The 17,589-nt window shown below is 42.8% G+C and carries 18 protein-coding genes; 17 read left to right on the forward strand and 1 reads right to left on the reverse strand.

Annotated features, from left to right (window positions below; translation table 11 throughout):
• The first annotated feature begins 121 nt into the window (after nucleotides 1-121).
• The 9 genes from DRED_RS06140 to aroF (DRED_RS06180) all read left to right on the forward strand — a co-directional run bounded on the left by DRED_RS06140 (nucleotide 122) and on the right by aroF (DRED_RS06180) (nucleotide 7,109).
• Entirely contained in the window at nucleotides 122-1,858 is a 1,737-nt protein-coding gene (locus tag DRED_RS06140) for an ATP-binding protein (protein WP_011877499.1), read from the forward strand.
• 52 nt (nucleotides 1,859-1,910) lie between these two features.
• Nucleotides 1,911-2,501, forward strand: coding sequence for a nucleoside recognition domain-containing protein (locus DRED_RS06145; protein WP_011877500.1), 591 nt, complete (start codon nucleotides 1,911-1,913; stop codon nucleotides 2,499-2,501).
• A 4-nt stretch (nucleotides 2,502-2,505) separates the two neighbouring features.
• Nucleotides 2,506-3,036, forward strand: a complete 531-nt coding sequence (locus DRED_RS06150; RefSeq protein ID WP_011877501.1) for a spore maturation protein — start codon at nucleotides 2,506-2,508, stop codon at nucleotides 3,034-3,036.
• A gap of 64 nt (nucleotides 3,037-3,100) precedes the next feature.
• Entirely contained in the window at nucleotides 3,101-4,030 is a 930-nt protein-coding gene (locus tag DRED_RS06155) for a pseudouridine synthase (protein WP_011877502.1), read from the forward strand.
• A 245-nt stretch (nucleotides 4,031-4,275) separates the two neighbouring features.
• Nucleotides 4,276-4,515: a hypothetical protein gene (locus tag DRED_RS06160; RefSeq protein ID WP_041274829.1), complete on the forward strand. Its 240-nt coding sequence runs from the start codon at nucleotides 4,276-4,278 to the stop codon at nucleotides 4,513-4,515.
• 66 nt (nucleotides 4,516-4,581) lie between these two features.
• Nucleotides 4,582-5,040 (forward strand): hypothetical protein, encoded by a 459-nt coding sequence (locus DRED_RS06165; RefSeq protein WP_011877504.1) that lies wholly within the window; start codon nucleotides 4,582-4,584, stop codon nucleotides 5,038-5,040.
• Between the two features lie 248 nt (nucleotides 5,041-5,288).
• On the forward strand, nucleotides 5,289-5,711 hold the full coding sequence (locus tag DRED_RS06170; protein ID WP_011877505.1) for a HutP family protein: 423 nt from the start codon (nucleotides 5,289-5,291) through the stop codon (nucleotides 5,709-5,711).
• Between the two features lie 15 nt (nucleotides 5,712-5,726).
• On the forward strand, nucleotides 5,727-6,092 hold the full coding sequence (aroH, locus tag DRED_RS06175) for a chorismate mutase (protein WP_011877506.1): 366 nt from the start codon (nucleotides 5,727-5,729) through the stop codon (nucleotides 6,090-6,092).
• A 183-nt stretch (nucleotides 6,093-6,275) separates the two neighbouring features.
• Nucleotides 6,276-7,109, forward strand: coding sequence for a 3-deoxy-7-phosphoheptulonate synthase (aroF, locus tag DRED_RS06180; protein ID WP_011877507.1), 834 nt, complete (start codon nucleotides 6,276-6,278; stop codon nucleotides 7,107-7,109).
• 21 nt (nucleotides 7,110-7,130) lie between these two features.
• Here aroF (DRED_RS06180) and DRED_RS06185 read toward each other — a convergent pair whose 3' ends face one another.
• Entirely contained in the window at nucleotides 7,131-8,318 is a 1,188-nt protein-coding gene (locus tag DRED_RS06185; RefSeq protein WP_011877508.1) for a pyridoxal phosphate-dependent aminotransferase, read from the reverse strand.
• Between the two features lie 295 nt (nucleotides 8,319-8,613).
• Here DRED_RS06185 and aroF (DRED_RS06190) point away from each other — a divergent pair, with 295 nt between their 5' ends.
• The 8 genes from aroF (DRED_RS06190) to spoIIP all read left to right on the forward strand — a co-directional run bounded on the left by aroF (DRED_RS06190) (nucleotide 8,614) and on the right by spoIIP (nucleotide 17,543).
• Entirely contained in the window at nucleotides 8,614-9,630 is a 1,017-nt protein-coding gene (gene aroF, locus DRED_RS06190; protein ID WP_011877509.1) for a 3-deoxy-7-phosphoheptulonate synthase, read from the forward strand.
• Nucleotides 9,631-9,668: 38 nt separating this feature from the next.
• Nucleotides 9,669-10,568, forward strand: coding sequence for a prephenate dehydrogenase (locus DRED_RS06195; protein WP_011877510.1), 900 nt, complete (start codon nucleotides 9,669-9,671; stop codon nucleotides 10,566-10,568).
• 1 nt (nucleotide 10,569) lies between these two features.
• Nucleotides 10,570-11,859 (forward strand): 3-phosphoshikimate 1-carboxyvinyltransferase, encoded by a 1,290-nt coding sequence (gene aroA / locus DRED_RS06200; protein WP_011877511.1) that lies wholly within the window; start codon nucleotides 10,570-10,572, stop codon nucleotides 11,857-11,859.
• Nucleotides 11,860-12,046: 187 nt separating this feature from the next.
• A complete protein-coding gene (cmk, locus tag DRED_RS06205) occupies nucleotides 12,047-12,715 on the forward strand; it encodes a (d)CMP kinase (protein WP_011877512.1) in 669 nt (222 codons plus the stop codon).
• A 4-nt stretch (nucleotides 12,716-12,719) separates the two neighbouring features.
• Entirely contained in the window at nucleotides 12,720-13,304 is a 585-nt protein-coding gene (locus DRED_RS06210; protein ID WP_011877513.1) for a lysophospholipid acyltransferase family protein, read from the forward strand.
• 36 nt (nucleotides 13,305-13,340) lie between these two features.
• Nucleotides 13,341-15,359, forward strand: a complete 2,019-nt coding sequence (locus DRED_RS06215) for a bifunctional 4-hydroxy-3-methylbut-2-enyl diphosphate reductase/30S ribosomal protein S1 (RefSeq protein ID WP_011877514.1) — start codon at nucleotides 13,341-13,343, stop codon at nucleotides 15,357-15,359.
• A gap of 140 nt (nucleotides 15,360-15,499) precedes the next feature.
• Nucleotides 15,500-16,276: a DUF1614 domain-containing protein gene (locus DRED_RS06220; protein ID WP_011877515.1), complete on the forward strand. Its 777-nt coding sequence runs from the start codon at nucleotides 15,500-15,502 to the stop codon at nucleotides 16,274-16,276.
• On the forward strand, nucleotides 16,266-17,543 hold the full coding sequence (gene spoIIP / locus DRED_RS06225; RefSeq protein ID WP_011877516.1) for a stage II sporulation protein P: 1,278 nt from the start codon (nucleotides 16,266-16,268) through the stop codon (nucleotides 17,541-17,543). Before DRED_RS06220 ends, spoIIP begins: the two co-directional genes overlap by 11 nt.
• Nucleotides 17,544-17,589: the final 46 nt, after the last annotated feature.

A 17,589-nucleotide genomic window follows, 5' to 3' on the forward strand; every position in this document is an offset into this window, starting at 1 on the left:
GATTTTAAAGAATAATTTAAAATTTTGGTGCATTATTTAACAAACTTTACAATATTTCGCAGGAACTACCAGTATTTCTGTCGAAACTAGGTACAACTCCAAAAAGAGTGGAGGTACTGTAGTGATTGATCGATTAATTTCGGTGCCACATTTGAACCAGTTAGTCCTTTATTCAATATGGGAAAAATTTATTAATGGTCAGAGAATAGAAACAAAAGATCTTTTTTCGGAAACATATAAAGCCTGGTTACGATGTGTGGAATATAGGATTAACCCTTATCAGATAACAACGGAAAGCTTATCAGAGGAAGAACTAAGTTATAGGAAATCAAAATTAACAGATATGCTTGAATTGCTTACTCCCCATATCGAGACGATTAAAACGACCCTTAGTACCCATAGTGATACTTTTCTCATCTTAATAACAGACCACGAGGGATTTATTTTAGAGTCCTTCACAGGCAAGGATAGCACCAAGGATTTAATCAATGTACCCTACGCACCTGGCATAGGTTATGCTGAACACCTTGCTGGTAACAATGGTATTGGGTCAGTATTGGCTACGGGTATTCCTCTAGCAGTATTAGGAGCAGAGCATTTTGTGAAGGATTTTCACCGTTGGTCCTGTGTTGGCTCACCTATTATTGGTGATAAAGGCGATATTATTGCGGTACTGGGAGTCTTTATGCCCTGTGGTATGGAAAGTCCTTACACCTTTAGTTTAACCGTAGCCGCAACAAAGGCAGTTGAGGCTGCCATCAAACAAGGCCAAATGGAAAAACAACTGCAGGATACAAGAAAGACACTGAGAAATCTCATGCAACAGAGGAACATTATCTTTAATGCTATGTCCCAGGGGGTGATAATTTTAAATCATGAAGGAATTGTCACCTTTTTTAATAAAGCAGCCGAAGAAATATGGCATATTAATGCCGATGAACTAGTTGGTAGACCTTTCTTTTGTTTCAGCCGTTGTCGTCGTGCGGAACCTTTGTTGATTCGTTCCTTAAAAGAAGCAAATTCCTTTACAAACATAGAATGTAAGTGTAGTAATTTATTGCATGAAAAATATATTTTGGTTAATATTAGCCTGCTGCGGGATGAAAAAAATGCTGTATCAGGTGCCATCGGAATTTACACAGATGTTACCGAATTACGTCGGCAGGAAGCTCGTATTCGGGAGCAAGAGAAACTAGCAGTGGTGGGCCAGATGGCTGCAGGCATGGCTCATGAAATAAGAAATCCCCTTACTTCGGTACGTGGGTTTGCTCAATTGATGAGCGAAAAAATGGCAGAAGAACAAAACCCTTATAAAGAATTTATGGAAATCATGATCCAAGAAATTGATCAGGCTGACAGCTTTATCAATAATTTTCTCCAGTTAGCCAGACCAAAACCGCCTAAAATGCAAGCTTGTTCATTAAATCAACTTATCCTTAATTTTATTAAAATATTTGAGTCCCAGGCCTTTTTGCAGGGTGTAAAAATAGGGATAGATTTGGGGGAAATACCTACTATTGTAATTGACAAAGATCAAATTAAACAAGTTTTGTTGAATCTTTGTCAAAATGCTCTTCAAGCAATGAATATGCAGGGTACCATCACCATAGCCACTCGTTTCCACGCTGCAGAAAAGGAAGTGAGTCTATCAGTCAGAGATAATGGACCTGGTATTCCAGGGGATAATATAGATAAATTGGGAACACCCTTTTTTACCACAAAGGACAAAGGAACAGGACTTGGATTATCCATTTCCTATACCATTGTGGATAAGCACCAGGGTCGTATTGAAGTAGAAAGTACAATTGATGAAGGGACTTGCTTCAAGGTTTACCTACCGGTGTACGAACAGTTCTAATTGGTCAACCCCTCTCATAATATCTGGAATAGGAGGACAAGGGGGGGGTTGAATGGTAAATTACGTATGGCTGGGCATGGTTGTTTTTGGTATTCTTGTGGCCGGTGCTCAGGGTCATATTGAAGTTGTTACGAAGGCGGCTTTGGATGGGGCCCAGATCGCAGTACAAACTTCCTTGAGTTTAATTGCCATTATCACTTTTTGGTTGGGTATTATGAAACTTGCTGAAGCTGCTGGTTTAGTACAAGGATTGGCTAAAGTGGTAAGGCCCATTACGGGTTTTTTATTTCCTAGTATACCTAAGGATCATCCAGCCATGGGTGCTATTGTTATGAACCTTAGTGCCAATATATTGGGCTTGGGAAATGCTGCAACTCCGATGGGTCTTATTGCCATGCAAGAACTACAAAAACTAAATAAGCATCGTCCGGACACAGCTTCCGAGGCCATGTGTACATTTTTAGCCTTAAATACCGGCTGCATTACTATTATACCAACCACGATTATTGGCATCCGTGTGCTATATGGTAGTCAAGAACCTACGGAAATTGTGGGGACTACTGTTTTTGCAACCCTTTGTGGGATGATTGTGGCTATTCTGGCAGACAGGCTATTAAGAAGTCTGTACAGGAATAGGTGGTGAGCCTATGTACGAACTGATCAATCAGATTTCACGCTGGGCCATACCCGTTATGCTTTTATTTATCCCATTGCTGGCGTTCATAAAAAAAGTGCCTGTATTTGAAACATTTGTGGAGGGAGCGGAGGCAGGTTTTTCAACTGCCATTAAAACCATTCCATTTTTAACGGCTATGCTGGTGGCTGTGAGTATTTTTCGAGCCTCCGGGGCTATGGAGCTTTTAGCTTCTTGGATATCCCCAGTGTTAAATATGGTGGGGATTCCTGCAGATATTTTACCCCATGCGGTCATGCGTCCTTTATCAGGTGGAGCAGCACTGGGAATTGCCACGGAAATTATTAAGACCCACGGACCGGATAGTTTTGTGGGTCGCCTTGTTTCGACCATGCAGGGTAGTAGTGATACAACCTTTTATGTGCTTACCCTTTACTTTGGTTCTGTGGGCATTCGTAAGTACCGTTATGCAGTGGCATCGGGTTTAACAGCGGATTTTACCACGCTTATCGCATCCATCATGATTTGTAAGCTAATGTTTTAGTTTAGACTTGCCCGGGTATGATACAATTGATCTGGCAATTATTTTCTAAGGAGATACGCATTATATGGAGGAAAGATTACAAAAAATATTGGCAAAAGCGGGAGTGGCTTCCCGTCGCCATTCTGAAGAATTAATTATCAGTGGTCAAGTTAAAGTTAATGGCAAAACAGTTACAGAAATGGGATTAAAAGTAGATCCAACAAAGGATAAAATTGAAGTAAAGGGGAAACCCCTTCCTCCACTGGAAAAAAAGGTTTATTTACTGATGAATAAACCCAGGGGATATGTAACGACCCTTAGTGATGAAAGGGATAGAAAAACTGTTGTTGATTTACTAAAAGGGGTAGAACAAAGGGTATATCCCGTAGGACGGCTGGACTACGATTCAGAGGGATTGCTTCTGTTGACCAATGATGGAGAGCTAACCCAGGCCCTTACCCATCCTAAACATAAGGTCAAAAAAACCTACTTGGCGAAGGTGGATGGCATACCTGAAACAGAGGAACTAAAAGCAATGGCCAAAGGCTTGGTGTTGGAAGATGGACCCACAGCACCGGCTGATGTAAGGCTTGCAGGCACTGGGGATAACAGGGCTTTACTGGAGATTTCCATTCACGAAGGCCGCAATCGTCAGGTAAGGAGAATGTGTGAGCATATTGGTTATAAAGTTCTTCGATTAAGAAGGACCCGTATAGGGACCCTTGAACTGGGTAGCTTAAAATCAGGTGAGGTACGGGCATTAACCAAGAAGGAATTAAGGGAGCTAGCCTCATTGGTGGGGTTAAAGCAAAATTATAATGATATGCAGCTTACCACCGAGGTTCAGAAGAAAAAGCCCAGCCCCTGCGGCAGGGTTGGCCGAATCAAAGGAAAGGTCTCCGAGCAAAAAAGTAATAGGTCTGCAAAGTCAAAGGTTAACGAATTTTTTGAAAAAGGGACATTAAGGGGTAAAAATAGTAAAAGTAAGGTTTCCAGCAGAGAGAGTAGTAGATAGACAACATTAACACGGCAACAGCCGTGTTTTTCCCTTATTTAGGCATAAACTACCCACCAGGTTGGCAATATTATAAAGTATTAGCCATCAGACTTCAGCTTAATGTGTAGTTTATAGGGTTGGCTTTGAGCCATGAGCCATGGCCCATGGCCCATGGCTTACGGAGGGTTCCAACCAAAGAACTTCTGAAGTTGATGGCTAATAAACATGTTAGGGTAAATGAAGTAGCATCCGGGGGGATTAAAATGCCGTATTGCAAAAAATGTGGAAACCATGAAAGCCTTGCAAGTTCCTATTTTTTACCCAGTTCAGAAACGGCAACGGCGCCACCCTATGGTCTGCTGGGCAATTTTAATCAAGAAGGTTATCTAACAACTTTGGAGTGTCAAGGGGCCAGTTTAGATGATGCTCAGGAAGCCTTTGAACGGCCAGAAATTTATTTTGATACCTGTCCGTCCTGTGGTTCCCATGATATCCATTGGTAAACCTAGCAGGATTTTTTCCCGCCTTAATCGAATTTTTTAAACTAGGTTGGGCGAGGAGGGTTTCTTTTGAGCTTACAGAAAGAAGATATTACACACCGCCCCTTACGGGTTAGGGTTCGATTGGATTTTAAAGGAATTGGAAAACCGGGACGCTTTTTATTTGGGGGTAAACCTGGTGATAAGGCTGCTGAAGATTTAAGAGAGCAGCAGGTTGCTGTTTTTCGGAATGTGCCCATTCAAGGAATACAGGTGGAAGAAATTGATATGAGTTCCGAAGTATACGTGGTACAGGATGAAGTTACAAATTCTGAGGCGGCCTATGCTCCGGTCATTCTAGAACTCCGGGCAGAGACATTGGAAGATGTTATTCGTTTTATTGCCCGGGATGATTTTCGAAAAATAGAAATTATTGAGCCAGTAAATTTAGCACTTACGAAATATGATGTGGAGAGACTGTTGTTTAGAGTAGCAGAGGAAATGAGGGTCTACCGTTCATTATTAGAACGAAAATTTAACCACCGTTAAAATATGAATAGTTTCAAGTAGCCACCTCTTACGAACCCTGTTAACGTAGTATTTAGATTAAACAGAAAAGTGATGACACCAACCAAAGGTTTAATAAGTGACAAGACAAATTAATATCAGAACAGTAAAACTTATAAAGAGTATCGTGAAACATTGCATTTGGATATAAGCTGTAATATAATCTAAGCAACCCACAGGTACAAAGAGAATATTCCTGTGGGCTGTTATTTTTTTGGAGGTGTTCACTTTTGAGTCTCCATGGTAGTAGAAAAGTGGCCAAGGCGGCCATAGAAATGTCCATGACCGAAACCAGAGAGCAGGAGAAAGAATACAAAACTAGGTTTTTAGCAGGGGGAATTCGAACAGCTGCAGTGGACTATGGCGGCGATTTTATTTCTTCGATAAACCGTATTATTGAAAGGGCTGTGGTGGCAGCTAAACGGGAAGGCGTCATAAAAGAAGTGCATGCGGATGAAGGTGCTGTGGCTGGTGCAACTCGTGAAGCGCTATCAATTATTGTGCCAAAGGCAGTAGGCCTAAATGTAGGAGGCAAAATTGGTATTGCCAGACAGGAGGATCATATCAGTGTGGCGGTATTTTTTGGAGTAGGACTTTTGCATTTAGATGAAGTGGCCATTGGTTTGGGACACCGAGCTGTATCAAGCTCGTAGCAGGGGGTAAGTAGGATGGTTTTTGTTAGGGGAATTAGAGGAGCTGTTACGGTAGAACGGAATGATACTCAAGAAATATTAGATGCTACTCGAGAAATGTTAGCCTTAATTATTCAACGAAATCAAATTAACATCAAAGATATTTGTAGTATATTTTTCACAGTTACACCTGATTTGAATGCTGGGTTTCCTGCCAAAGCAGCAAGGGACATGGGATGGGAGTATGTTCCCTTAATGTGTGCCCTGGAGGTTGGGGTTGAGAAAGCTTTGCCTAGGTGTATCCGGGTATTAGTGCATGTCAACACAGAAAAAGCTCAAAAGGATATGAAACACGTTTATTTGCGGAATGCGGCCTGCTTGAGGCCGGACCTTTCAGATTAAGAGTAGGCCGTGACATTGCTCCGGCCTATTTTACTTTTTTCAACTGCATTGCTCCAGAACTGGTGGTGCCAGTTGTAACAGAGCTAAAATTGAGTATGATTTGTTCTTTCTAACTCTTAGGAAGGAATATATCCTTTAATAGCGAAAATTAATAGGTATAAGACTTAGCATGGAGGGTTAAGCTTGCCTTCATATAATTTGGTTAGTAAGGAAATGAAAGAAGATGAAACAGTGGTCCAAGTGGCTGATAAAGCCTTTGGCGGCGGAAGTTTTTCTGTCATTGCAGGACCCTGTGCTGTGGAAAATAGTGAGGAACTGATTGATCTTGCCATCTTCCTTCGTGAAGCTGGTGTTCAAATACTGCGGGGTGGTGTTTTCAAGCCTAGGACCTCCCCGTACTCCTTTCAAGGACTCGGCAAAGAGGGTTTAGGGTTCCTGGCAGAGGCTGGTCAATTAGCCGGTTTGCCTGTTGTTACTGAGGTACTGGATGTCCGGGATCTAGATATGGTATTGCAGTATGTTGATATGGTGCAAATTGGTAGTAGGAACATGCAGAATTTTGGTTTGCTGCGGGAAGTTGGTCGTTCAAAGCACCCGGTGCTTCTGAAACGAGGGTTGTCCGCCACGGTTGAGGAATGGTTACTGGCAGCTGAGTATATTTTAACTGAGGGAAATCAACAGGTTATTTTATGTGAACGAGGAATTCGAACCTTTGAGACAGCCACCCGAAACACCTTGGATATCAGTGCAATACCACTGGTAAAACAATTAAGCCATCTACCTGTAATAGCAGACCCTAGCCATGCCACTGGTCGAAGGGAACTTGTGGTGCCTGTGGGGAGGGCTGCTGTTATGGCCGGTGCTGATGGGTTGATGATTGAAGTCCACCCTGCTCCGGAAAGAGCCCTATCCGATGGAGCCCAGTCCCTCAGACCCGAAGAATTAAAAAATTTAATGCGAGGTCTTAAAGATTTATTACTGGTGAGAGATGAAATAAACAAAGGAACCGGAGCGTAACCAGCGCTCCGGTTCCTTTGTTTATTTCAGACCTAGTTCTTGGGCCAGACTAGTCCAGGCCGGTAGAGATCTTTTTATGGTATCCATTTCAATGCAGTAAGACAGGCGGAAATAGCCTGGTGTACCAAAACCACCACCTGGAACTACCAAAATATTGTGATTTAGGGCTACTCTGGTAAATTCAAGGTCATCAGCAAGGGGTGATTTAGGAAATAGATAAAAGGCTCCTTGGGGCTTCTGTATTTCAAAGCCCAGTGAGGTAAGATGATTGTATAGAACATCGCGCTTTTCCTGGTATTCCTCTATGTTGACGGATTCCCGTTGCAATCCTTTCACCAGGCGTTGCATTAAAGCAGGAGCATTTACAAAGCCCAAAGTACGGTTGCAGAATATTAGACCTTCTACCAATTGGTTAACTCCGTTAATTCTAGGGTTAACTGCAATATAACCAATACGTTCGCCCGGCAATGCAAGGTCTTTACTGTGGGAGGTAACCATGATTGCATTGGTTATATACGGGAAAACAGAGGGGACTTTTACACCGTCATAAACAATCTTGGCATAGGGTTCATCCGAAAGGACAAAGATTGGCCTCCCCCATTGTTGAGATTTTTCTGTCACTAACTTGCCTAAGGATGCCAGTGTTTCAGCTGGGTAAACAACACCAGTAGGGTTATTGGGAGAGTTAATGATGATGGCTCTGGTCTTTTCATTGATAGCAGAGGCGATGGCGTCTAAATCAGGCAGGAACTTTTCATCGTTAGGAACAACCTTTAAGACTCCCCCATGATTATCAACATAGAATCCATATTCCACAAAATAAGGAGACAGTGCAATAACCTCATCCCCGGGGTTTAAGATCGCTTTGAGAACCACATTGAGGCCGCCCCCGGCCCCTACGGTCATGACGATGTGCTGAGCCGTAAAGGGCAAGTCTGATTGTTCCGCTATGACCTCAGCCACGGCGGAGCGGGTTTCGGGATAACCTGCATTGCTCATATAACGATGCATGCCTGGTTCAGGGTTAAGGGCTAATGTTTTTAATTGTTCGTTAAATTTTTCCGGGGGTTCTACGGAGGGATTACCAAGGGTGAAATCAAATACCTTTTCAGGACCGTAAATTTTTCTTAGGCGGTCACCTTCTTCAAACATTTTACGTATCCAGGAAGCTTTGCCTAAAGAAGAGGCTACTTTATCAGACAGTACCATTTGCAAACTCCTTTCATATGAACGATTTACCATTATTTTACCATTAGAAAAGATATTTTTATATATTTTTCCATTGTAATTGTCAAGTCTTAAATCTGATGATAACATATACCTGTAGGATGGTTTTATAAGAAATTTTTGCAGGATGGTAGAATGGTGAGGAGGGGTTTCTATGTAATTTTTTAGGTCTAACTGACACTCTTTTTGGGGTGTCTTTTATTATTGGCTGTGGTGGTTATATTAAAGAATAGTAGGAGTCCTGAAAAAGTTGTAGGATGGAAGGGGAAAGAGTTCGATGATTGTTGTAATGAGCCAGAGAGCTACAGAAGATCATATAAATGCTGTTTTAAAAAGACTTCAAAAAGTCGGTTTTGAAATTCATCTATCTCAAGGGGTTGAAAGAACCATTATAGGTGCTATCGGTGATAAGACAAGAATGGCTGATTTGGCACTGGAAGCTATGCCAGAAGTTGATAATGTAGTACCGATACTTCAGCCCTATAAGCTTGCCAGCAGAACCTTTAAAGAAGAAAACACCATCATTCGGGTGGGTGATTTAGAAATCGGCGGTAATCAAATTCATGTGATGGCTGGGCCCTGTGCAGTAGAGAGTAGGGAACAGCTTTTTGAGGCCGCGGATGCTGTGAAAAAAGCCGGAGCGACGCTGCTTAGGGGAGGTGCCTTTAAACCCCGCACCTCACCCTATTCCTTTCAAGGATTAGAAGAAAAAGGATTACAATATTTAGCCGAGGCGAGGGAAAGAACTGGGCTTAAAATTGTTACAGAGCTTATGGATGCCAGCAGTTTGCCAATGGTGGCTGAATATGCAGATATTATACAGATAGGCACCCGAAACATGCAAAACTTCTTTCTTTTGCGTGCAGTAGCAAATGTACAAAAACCTGTACTATTGAAAAGAGGTATTTCAGCCACCATTGAGGAGTGGTTAATGTCTGCGGAGTATATTATGGCCGGGGGAAACTATCAAGTAATTCTGTGTGAAAGAGGTATCAGATCTTACGAGAGCTATACTCGCAACACCTTGGATTTATCTGCTATACCAGTAATAAAGCATTTATCTCACCTACCGATTATTGTGGACCCAAGTCACGCGCTGGGAAAATGGAGATTTGTGTCTTCCATGTCCAAAGCTGCTGTGGCTGCAGGGGCTGATGGATTATTAATTGAAGTTCACCCTAATCCCTCAGAGGCCTTGTGTGATGGGCCACAATCCTTAACACCGAATAACTTCGGTTCCTTAATGACAGAAGTGCAACAGGTAGCCGGAGCAGTTGGCAGAACATTGACTTAAGTAAAAAATAGTTCCGGAAGAGGAAGCAGGGATTTTGATTGTTTAAGAAGGTTGTTATTGCCGGGGTGGGGTTAATGGGTGGCTCCCTTGGCATGGCCATGGTCAAAGGAAATATGGCCACAGAGGTTGTGGGAGTCGATCCCGACAGGGAAAACTTAAAACAGGCGGTTCGCATGGGGGCCGTACACCGGGCTGCGGATTTGGCTGAAGCCTTACCGGGTACAGATTTACTGATTCTTGCTACACCCATCGGTGTTACCCTGGGGGTTTTGGAAATGGCTATTCCCTATTTGACTCCTGGAACCATCATTACAGATATAGGGAGTGTCAAAGGACGCCTAGTAGAACGTGCTGAAGCAATGCTGCCGTCCAATGTTCATTTTGTGGGAGGGCATCCCATGGCTGGTCTAGAGTTAACTGGCGTGGTTGGGGCCCGTGAAGATTTATTTGAGGGTGCAGCTTATATTATTACACCAACACCCTTAACCAACCCTACAGCCTTAGAAAGAATCAAAGGACTGATAGAAAAATTAGGGGCGAAGCCCATCGAACTGGGATATCTGGAACATGATGGGGTAGTGGCCTTCATTAGCCACTTACCCCATCTATTGGCTGCTACCCTGGTAAATACCATAGCCAATGAACCTGAAAAAGAACTGCTTTTAAACATGGCCGCGGGTGGTTTTAGGGATACCACTCGAATTGCTGCATCAAATTCCCTTATGTGGAGAGATATCTTGTTAACAAACCGTGAGATGGTTTTACAGGCAATCACCCGTTTCCGCAGTCAACTGGAAGAAATGGAGAAGTTTATAAAGGATTTCAATGCCGTTGAATTGGTAAAGATTCTTAATCATGCCAAGGGGTTACGGGAGTCCTTACCAGAAAATAGGGTATATATGAATAAGTGCCAAGAGAAAAATCAGAGGGGAAAATAAAATGGAACTGGTAATCAACCCTGTAAAAAAACTACGAGGAAATGTTTCAGTGCCCGGGGATAAATCTATATCACATAGGGCAGTTATGGTTGGGGCTTTAGCCCAGGGAATCACAGAAGTGAGTAATTTTTTAATGGGGGAAGACTGTCTTGCCACTGTTAAGTGTTTAAGAGCCATGGGAGTATCCATTGAGGGCCCTACCAATGGCAAGTTAAAGATTTATGGTGTGGGCTTGCAAGGACTGCGTGAACCTGCGGATCTATTGGATACTGGAAATTCCGGGACAACCACCCGTTTATTAATGGGGATTCTTGCCGGTCAACCCTTTACGAGTATCATTACTGGGGATCAGTCCCTAAAGAAAAGACCCATGGCTCGGGTTACTAAACCCCTACAGGATATGGGAGCTTCCTTTTTAGGCCGAAATCAAAATAATCTCTTACCCATGGCTGTTCAAGGCGGCAAGCTAAAACCCATTGATTTTCATTCCCCGGTTGCCAGTGCTCAGGTAAAGTCCGCTGTCTTATTTGCAGGGTTATTTGCGGAAGGCTATACCTCTGTAACGGAACCTGCTGTGTCCAGGGATCATTCTGAACGGATGTTAAAGGCCTTTGGTGCTGAGGTAGAGGTGAAGAATCAAACTGTTCGAATAAAGGGGCTCCCCCAACTAAAAGGAATGAAAATCACAGTTCCCGGGGATATTTCCTCCGCGGCATTTCTCATGGTTGCAGCGGCAATTCTTCCTGGCTCAGACATAACCATACAGGGGGTTGGGATCAATCCAACCCGTGACGGTATTCTTGAGGTCCTTAAACAAATGGGTGCAGGAATAGAAATTATGCATAGCCGATTGCAGGGTGGTGAGCCTGTGGGAGATATTCGGATAAAGGGTGCAGAACTACAGGGGACTGAGTTATCTGGCCCAATCATACCTAGACTGATAGATGAGATTCCTATTATCGCTGTGGCTGCAGCTTATGCCCGGGGAACTACAGTAATTCGTGATGCTTCAGAGCTGAAAGTAAAGGAAAGTAACCGTATCTCCTCAGTGGTAAGGGAATTAAGGAAGTTTGGTGCAACCGTTGAAGAACTTTCCGATGGTCTAATCATCCAGGGAGGTACGCCTTTATCAGGTGCTGTTTGTCAAAGTTATGGGGACCACCGGATGGCTATGGCCATGGCGGTGGCGGGCTTAGCTGCCAGTGGTCAAACATTAATCGAACAAGCGGATTGTATTCCTGTTAGCTTCCCAGGGTTCAGTGATGTATTAAAAGAGGTAATTGTAGAATAATATGCTGGAAGAATTTATCTTTCAGCTTTTTTATTAACTTTTGTAATTCTAAAATGTTCCGGTATTGCAAGGGTAATTAAGGCTGCTACCAGCCAAGTTTTTTGAAAAAAAAAGGAATATTTAGCTTAGTGTCGAAAACCCTAAGGTGTGTATAGGCTTTTTGTGATGATAATTGGAGGTCTATTGATTGACAGAACATAAGTGTATTGCCATTGATGGTCCTGCGGGAGCAGGTAAAAGTACCGTAGCAAAAAAAGTGGCTCAAAAATTAAATTTACTCTATATAGATACTGGAGCAATGTATCGTGCCGTTACCTTAAAAGCCTTAAGGGAAAGGATCAACTTATGGGATGATATTGCCCTGATAGAACTGGCTAAGCGAACCATCATAACGTTATTGGCTGGACAGAAGCAATCTGTTCTACTGGATGGTCTGGATGTAACCAGAGAAATACGGACACCAGAAGTGACTAACAATGTTTCGATAGTAGCTAAAATTGCCGGGGTGAGAGAAGTACTGGTACAGCGCCAACGGGAGATGGCTGAAGAAGCTGGTGTTGTCATGGATGGTAGAGATATTGGAACGGTGGTTTTGCCCAAAGCAAAGGCCAAGTTCTTCCTTACAGCCTCAGCTGAGGAAAGGGCAAGACGGCGAGCGAAAGAAATGATGAACTTTGGTTATGATGTTGATCTAGAACAGTTAATCAAAGAAATTGAAGAAAGAGATTTTATGGACAGTAATCGTGCTGTATCCCCATTGGTTCCGGCGGAGGATGCTGTTTTAATTGATAGTTCCGGTATGACCATTGATGAGGTTGTCAATTCTATTATTACCTGGGTAGAGAAAGGGAAATAGGTTTATGCTTTATACTACTCTCAGGTTTATCATTCGTTACATCCTTTTAATATGGAGAAGATGGAAGATTGTAGGCCGTGATAATTTGCCTGTAAGCGGGGGAGTTCTGGTTGTTTCAAACCACGTTAGCAACTTGGACCCTTTGGTAGTGGGATGTGCCTTAACTAGGCGCATTCATTTTATGGCCAAGGTGGAATTGTTTAAAATTCCTATTTTAGCTAGCCTTATACGAATGTTAGGGGCTTTCCCGGTCAATCGTGAAAGATCAGATCGTAAGGCCATTCGTATGGCCTTAGAATATCTGCAAAACGGTGAAGTTGTCGGAATATTTCCCGAAGGAACCCGTAGTAAAACCGGAGAATTGCAAAAGGCCCAAATCGGTGCAGCGATGCTGGCTGTTAAGAGCAATACCCCTATCCTTCCAGTTGCTCTCATAGGAACCAGGGGAATCTTTAATAAAGTTGTAGTGAAGATTGGTGAACCCTTATATATACCCGAACTGTGGCGAAGCCGTGCCAGTAAAGAGCAACTAGAAGCACTAAGCGAACAGGTTATGAAGGAAATTGAACGATTAATTAACAATCAGTAATATTATTCAGCAATTGCAGGCAAAGAGGGTGATTTCTTGCGGATTAAATTAGCTAGCAAGGCTGGGTTTTGTTATGGCGTAAAAAGAGCCATTGATTTAGCTTTATCCACTGCCAAAGAAAAGGCAGGAAACATTTATACCCTAGGCCCCTTAATCCATAATCCCCAAGTGGTTCAAAATTTAGCGGAAAATGGCATATGTGAAATAAACGATATTGGTGAAGTTAAAGAAGGGACCGTTATTATTCGTTCCCATGGTGTAGGACCAGAAATTATACAAGCTGCCAGGGAAAAAGGGCTTAAGGTATTGGATGCAACTTGTCCCTTTGTAGCAAGGGCCCAGAAATATGCACATGAAATGGCTGCACAGGGAATTCCTGTATATATTTTGGGAGATCCGGGACATCCTGAAGTTCAGGGTATTCTAGGTTGGACTGAGGGCAAAGGGAGCGTTATAGATAATCCAAGTGAAATAACTCGGGTGGAACACCCTAAGGTAGGGGTCGTGGCACAAACTACACAGCCATTGAGTAACTTTCAGGCATTATTAGAAGCTCTACAAAATCAGGGAGTAGAAGTGGATGCCAGAAATACAATCTGCCATGCCACTGGCGAACGCCAACGGGCAGCAATGGAATTGGCCAGAGAAGTGGATGTCATGGTTGTGGTAGGGGGTAAGAATAGTGCCAATACAAAAAAACTGGCCAAGATATGTCAGGAAACCGGGACACCAACCTATCATGTGGAATCCGCAAGGGAATTACGTAAGGAATGGTTCCTAGGGCATGAAATAGTTGGTCTGACAGCGGGCGCTTCAACACCTGACGCAATTATAGAGGAGGTTAAAAAGAGGATGAATGAAATGGACCAGATGACCAATGGTGAAGAAGGAATGAGCGAAGCTATGGAGGTGAAATCTCCACAGGCTGGTGAGCTTGTTAAAGGTATTGTTGTTCAAGTTGGTATGGATGAGGTGTTAGTTGATATTCGAGCTAAATCCGAAGGTGTGATACCTCGAAAAGAAATGGCCTTTTATGGTGTGGATAATCTCCAAGAAATTGTAAAAGTTGGAGATGAAATAGAGTGTGTTGTTATCAAAGCTGAGGATAATGAAGGAAAAATTATTTTATCCAAAGAACGTGCAGATGCAGAAAAGGCTTGGGATGGTTTAGAAGAAGCCATGGAACAAGGTACAATTATTAAAGGTGTTGTACGTGAAGTTGTCAAAGGTGGCATGTTGGTGGATGTTGGCGTTCGTGCATTTTTACCAGCTTCCTTGGTAGAACGTGGTTATGTTGAGGACCTTTCGAAATACTTAAATCAAGAGTTTGAAGTGCGTGTTATTGAAATGAATAAACAACGTAAAAAAGTAGTTGTATCACGTAAAGCTGTTTTAGAAGAACAAAATGCACGCAAGCGTGAAGAATTACTTGCTTCGCTTCAAGAAGGACAAATTGTAAAAGGCATTGTTCGCCGTATTACCAATTTTGGTGCCTTTGTGGATCTTGGTGGATTGGACGGTTTACTGCATATCTCAGAAATGAGTTGGCATCGTATTAATCATCCTCAGGAAGTAGTTAAAGTTGGGGATGAACTGGAAGTTATGGTATTAAAGGTTGATACCCAAAATGAGAAGATATCTTTAGGTCTGAAGCAAGTTTTACCAAATCCATGGGATAATGTTGAAGAAAAGTATCCCGTTGGCAATATATTTAATGCCAAGGTGGTACGTTTGGCTCCCTTTGGCGCTTTTGTACAATTAGAACCTGGTGTTGAAGGACTTGTTCATATTTCTCATTTAGCTGACCGCCATGTTGAAAAGCCAGAGGATGTAGTAAAAGAGGGGGAGGAAGTCCAGGTTAAAGTCCTCAGTATGGATCCCTCTGAAAAACGTGTTCGCCTTTCCATTCGTGAGGTCAATGGTGAAAGACGGTCCGCCCGGGAAGCACGCCCCCGGAAACAAGAGGAGGTTCAGGAACAGAATGTAATGAATGAAACTCCTGAAGAGAAAATAACCCTTGGGGATGTATTTGGGGATATGTTTAAAGAAAAATAAAAAATAAACAAAATGATGGTTGTCCATATAAGGGCAACCTTTTTTTATTTGCTTAGACGGTATACATGTATTGCATATTTTCACAACCCAAGGGAAATCTATTTTTAAGCTACTGAAAACTCTTTAAAGGAGGAAAGGTTATGGATCGTTTTCCCCTGGGACTCATTGTATTAATCATTGTATCCCTACTGGTCTTTTTTGGTGTGGCCCAACGGGCTCTGGATCGCATGAGATTAACAGACAAAGGTGCGCTGGTAGTTATTTTAGCTCTTATTGTGGGTAGTTTTATTAATGTTCCCATACCGGGGTTTAGGGTTCCTTTGGAAATAAACATTGGTGGTGCGCTAGTTCCTATTGCCCTGGCAATTTATCTTTTAGCCAAGGCGGGTACTGGCAAAGAAGTTTCAAGGGCGTTAATATCGGCGGCACTTACGGGCGTTGTTATTTATTTTATCAGTACTCGTTATATGAGTGGTCTTGCAGAACCAGCAGGCGGGGCCTTAAGTTTTGTCGATCCTCTTTATGTATTTCCAATTATTGCAGCAGTCATCGCTTATGTGGCCGGGCGCTCCCGTCGAAGTGCTTTTATTGGAGCCACCTTGGGCATAATTTTGTGGGATGTTGCAAACTATTACTATATGTTACAAAATAATGCTACCAATGCCACAAAAAGCATTGGTGGGGCCGGGGCCTTTGATACTATTGTAATTTCCGGTATACTGGCTGTCTTATTAGCAGATTTAATTGGGGAAACCAGAGAAAGATTACAGGGTGGACCCGCCTCCCAAGGTAAACCAGATGCTTTATTAGTGGGTTTAAGAAAACCGGAGTTTGAAAGAAAAGAGAAGAAAACCCAAAAAGAAAATAGCAAAGATAAAAATACTCATTGGGAGGAGGTAGACCCCTTTGAAGACTAAGCTGTTTCGTACTATAGTAAGTATCTGTTGCATACTTATGGGCGTTGGGATCATTGGACGGTTAAGCTTTGCAGAGATGGTTCTCCCCGCCTGGAATCCGGCTTTGTTATTAACCAGTGAAGAAGTAGACCACCTTGTTGGTAAATCAATCGATATTCTAGATGAAAAAGGGAATAGGATTAGCCAGGCCTGTCGAGGGGTAGCGGTGGGAGATGAGATTATTAACTCCGAAGGACAACATTATCGAATTACTAAAGTTAGCAAGGGTGCAGCTTCTGCCAAATCCCTAGGTATGGATAAGGATTTTCTGGCCTGGAATGAATATTTTACAGACGAACGTCTGGCCATGGCGGCTGCGGCTCCTAAAACAGGAACGGTAGGGGTTTATCATACGCATAGTGATGAGGCTTACGTCCCCACCGATGGTTCAGAAAGCATTCCCTTTAAGGGTGGTATTTACGATGTAGGCCAAAGCTTTGTTCAAAGGCTAAAAGCAAAAAGCGGTACCAATGTAGTCTATGATAAAACACCCCATGACCCCCATGATAATGCTGCCTATCAGCGGTCCAGACGAACTGCGATGAATATTATGAAGCAGAACCCCATAGCCATCATAGATGTGCACCGGGATGGAATTCCAGACCCAAGTTACTATACAGCAAAAGTCGCTGATACCGAGGTTAGTAAACTCAGACTTGTTGTGGGGCGCCAAAACCCCAATATGCAGGCTAACCTGGATTTTGCCAGAAGAATGATGGCCTATTCCAATAAAGTGCATCCGAAGATTGTAAAAGAAATCTTTATGGCCAAAGGAAACTATAACCAGGATTTAATGCCCACGGCCCTTCTTATTGAGGCAGGAACCCATACCAACACGAAACAGCAGGCGGAAAATGGTGTGGCTTTGTTTGCCGATGCTGTACCCACTGTTCTGGGTATTCAGGGAGGTCCAACAACACAAGCAAAACCAAATGTTCCAGGAGGCGGTGTAACAGGTGATGGGGCAACTGGTGCAGGTGGTTGGAAAGCTGTTGGTTGGATACTAGGTTTAACTCTTATCCTTGGTGGAGGATTTCTGCTGATAAGCTCTGGTAGCTTAAAGGGCTTGTCAGGCTTTGGGAAAGAATTTACCAATTACCTTGGGCCTTTGAAAAAGATAGCAAGAAAAAAAGAAACAAATAAAACAAAAGATCAATCTAAAAAAGCCGATGGGGATATGGCAGATAGAGCTGTGATAGACCATAGGGATGATGTTACAGAAGATTAAATTGAAAGGCTGCCGACTTCTTAGGGAGGCGGCAGCTTTAATATTT

Source organism: Desulforamulus reducens MI-1, assembly GCF_000016165.1.
Classification (GTDB): Bacteria; Bacillota; Desulfotomaculia; order Desulfotomaculales; family Desulfotomaculaceae; genus Desulfotomaculum; species Desulfotomaculum reducens.

Bases quoted from the DNA above. Each gene is read 5' to 3' on its own strand.
- DRED_RS06145 (WP_011877500.1), top strand. From the start codon at position 1,911: ATGGTAAATTACGTATGGCTGGGCATGGTTGTTTTTGGTATTCTTGTG.
- DRED_RS06150 (WP_011877501.1), top strand. From the start codon at position 2,506: ATGTACGAACTGATCAATCAGATTTCACGCTGGGCCATACCCGTTATG.
- DRED_RS06155 (WP_011877502.1), top strand. From the start codon at position 3,101: ATGGAGGAAAGATTACAAAAAATATTGGCAAAAGCGGGAGTGGCTTCC.
- DRED_RS06160 (WP_041274829.1), top strand. From the start codon at position 4,276: ATGCCGTATTGCAAAAAATGTGGAAACCATGAAAGCCTTGCAAGTTCC.
- aroH (WP_011877506.1), top strand. From the start codon at position 5,727: ATGGTTTTTGTTAGGGGAATTAGAGGAGCTGTTACGGTAGAACGGAAT.
- DRED_RS06185 (WP_011877508.1), bottom strand. From the start codon at position 8,318: ATGGTACTGTCTGATAAAGTAGCCTCTTCTTTAGGCAAAGCTTCCTGG.
- aroF (WP_011877509.1), top strand. From the start codon at position 8,614: ATGATTGTTGTAATGAGCCAGAGAGCTACAGAAGATCATATAAATGCT.
- aroA (WP_011877511.1), top strand. From the start codon at position 10,570: ATGGAACTGGTAATCAACCCTGTAAAAAAACTACGAGGAAATGTTTCA.
- DRED_RS06210 (WP_011877513.1), top strand. From the start codon at position 12,720: ATGCTTTATACTACTCTCAGGTTTATCATTCGTTACATCCTTTTAATA.
- DRED_RS06220 (WP_011877515.1), top strand. From the start codon at position 15,500: ATGGATCGTTTTCCCCTGGGACTCATTGTATTAATCATTGTATCCCTA.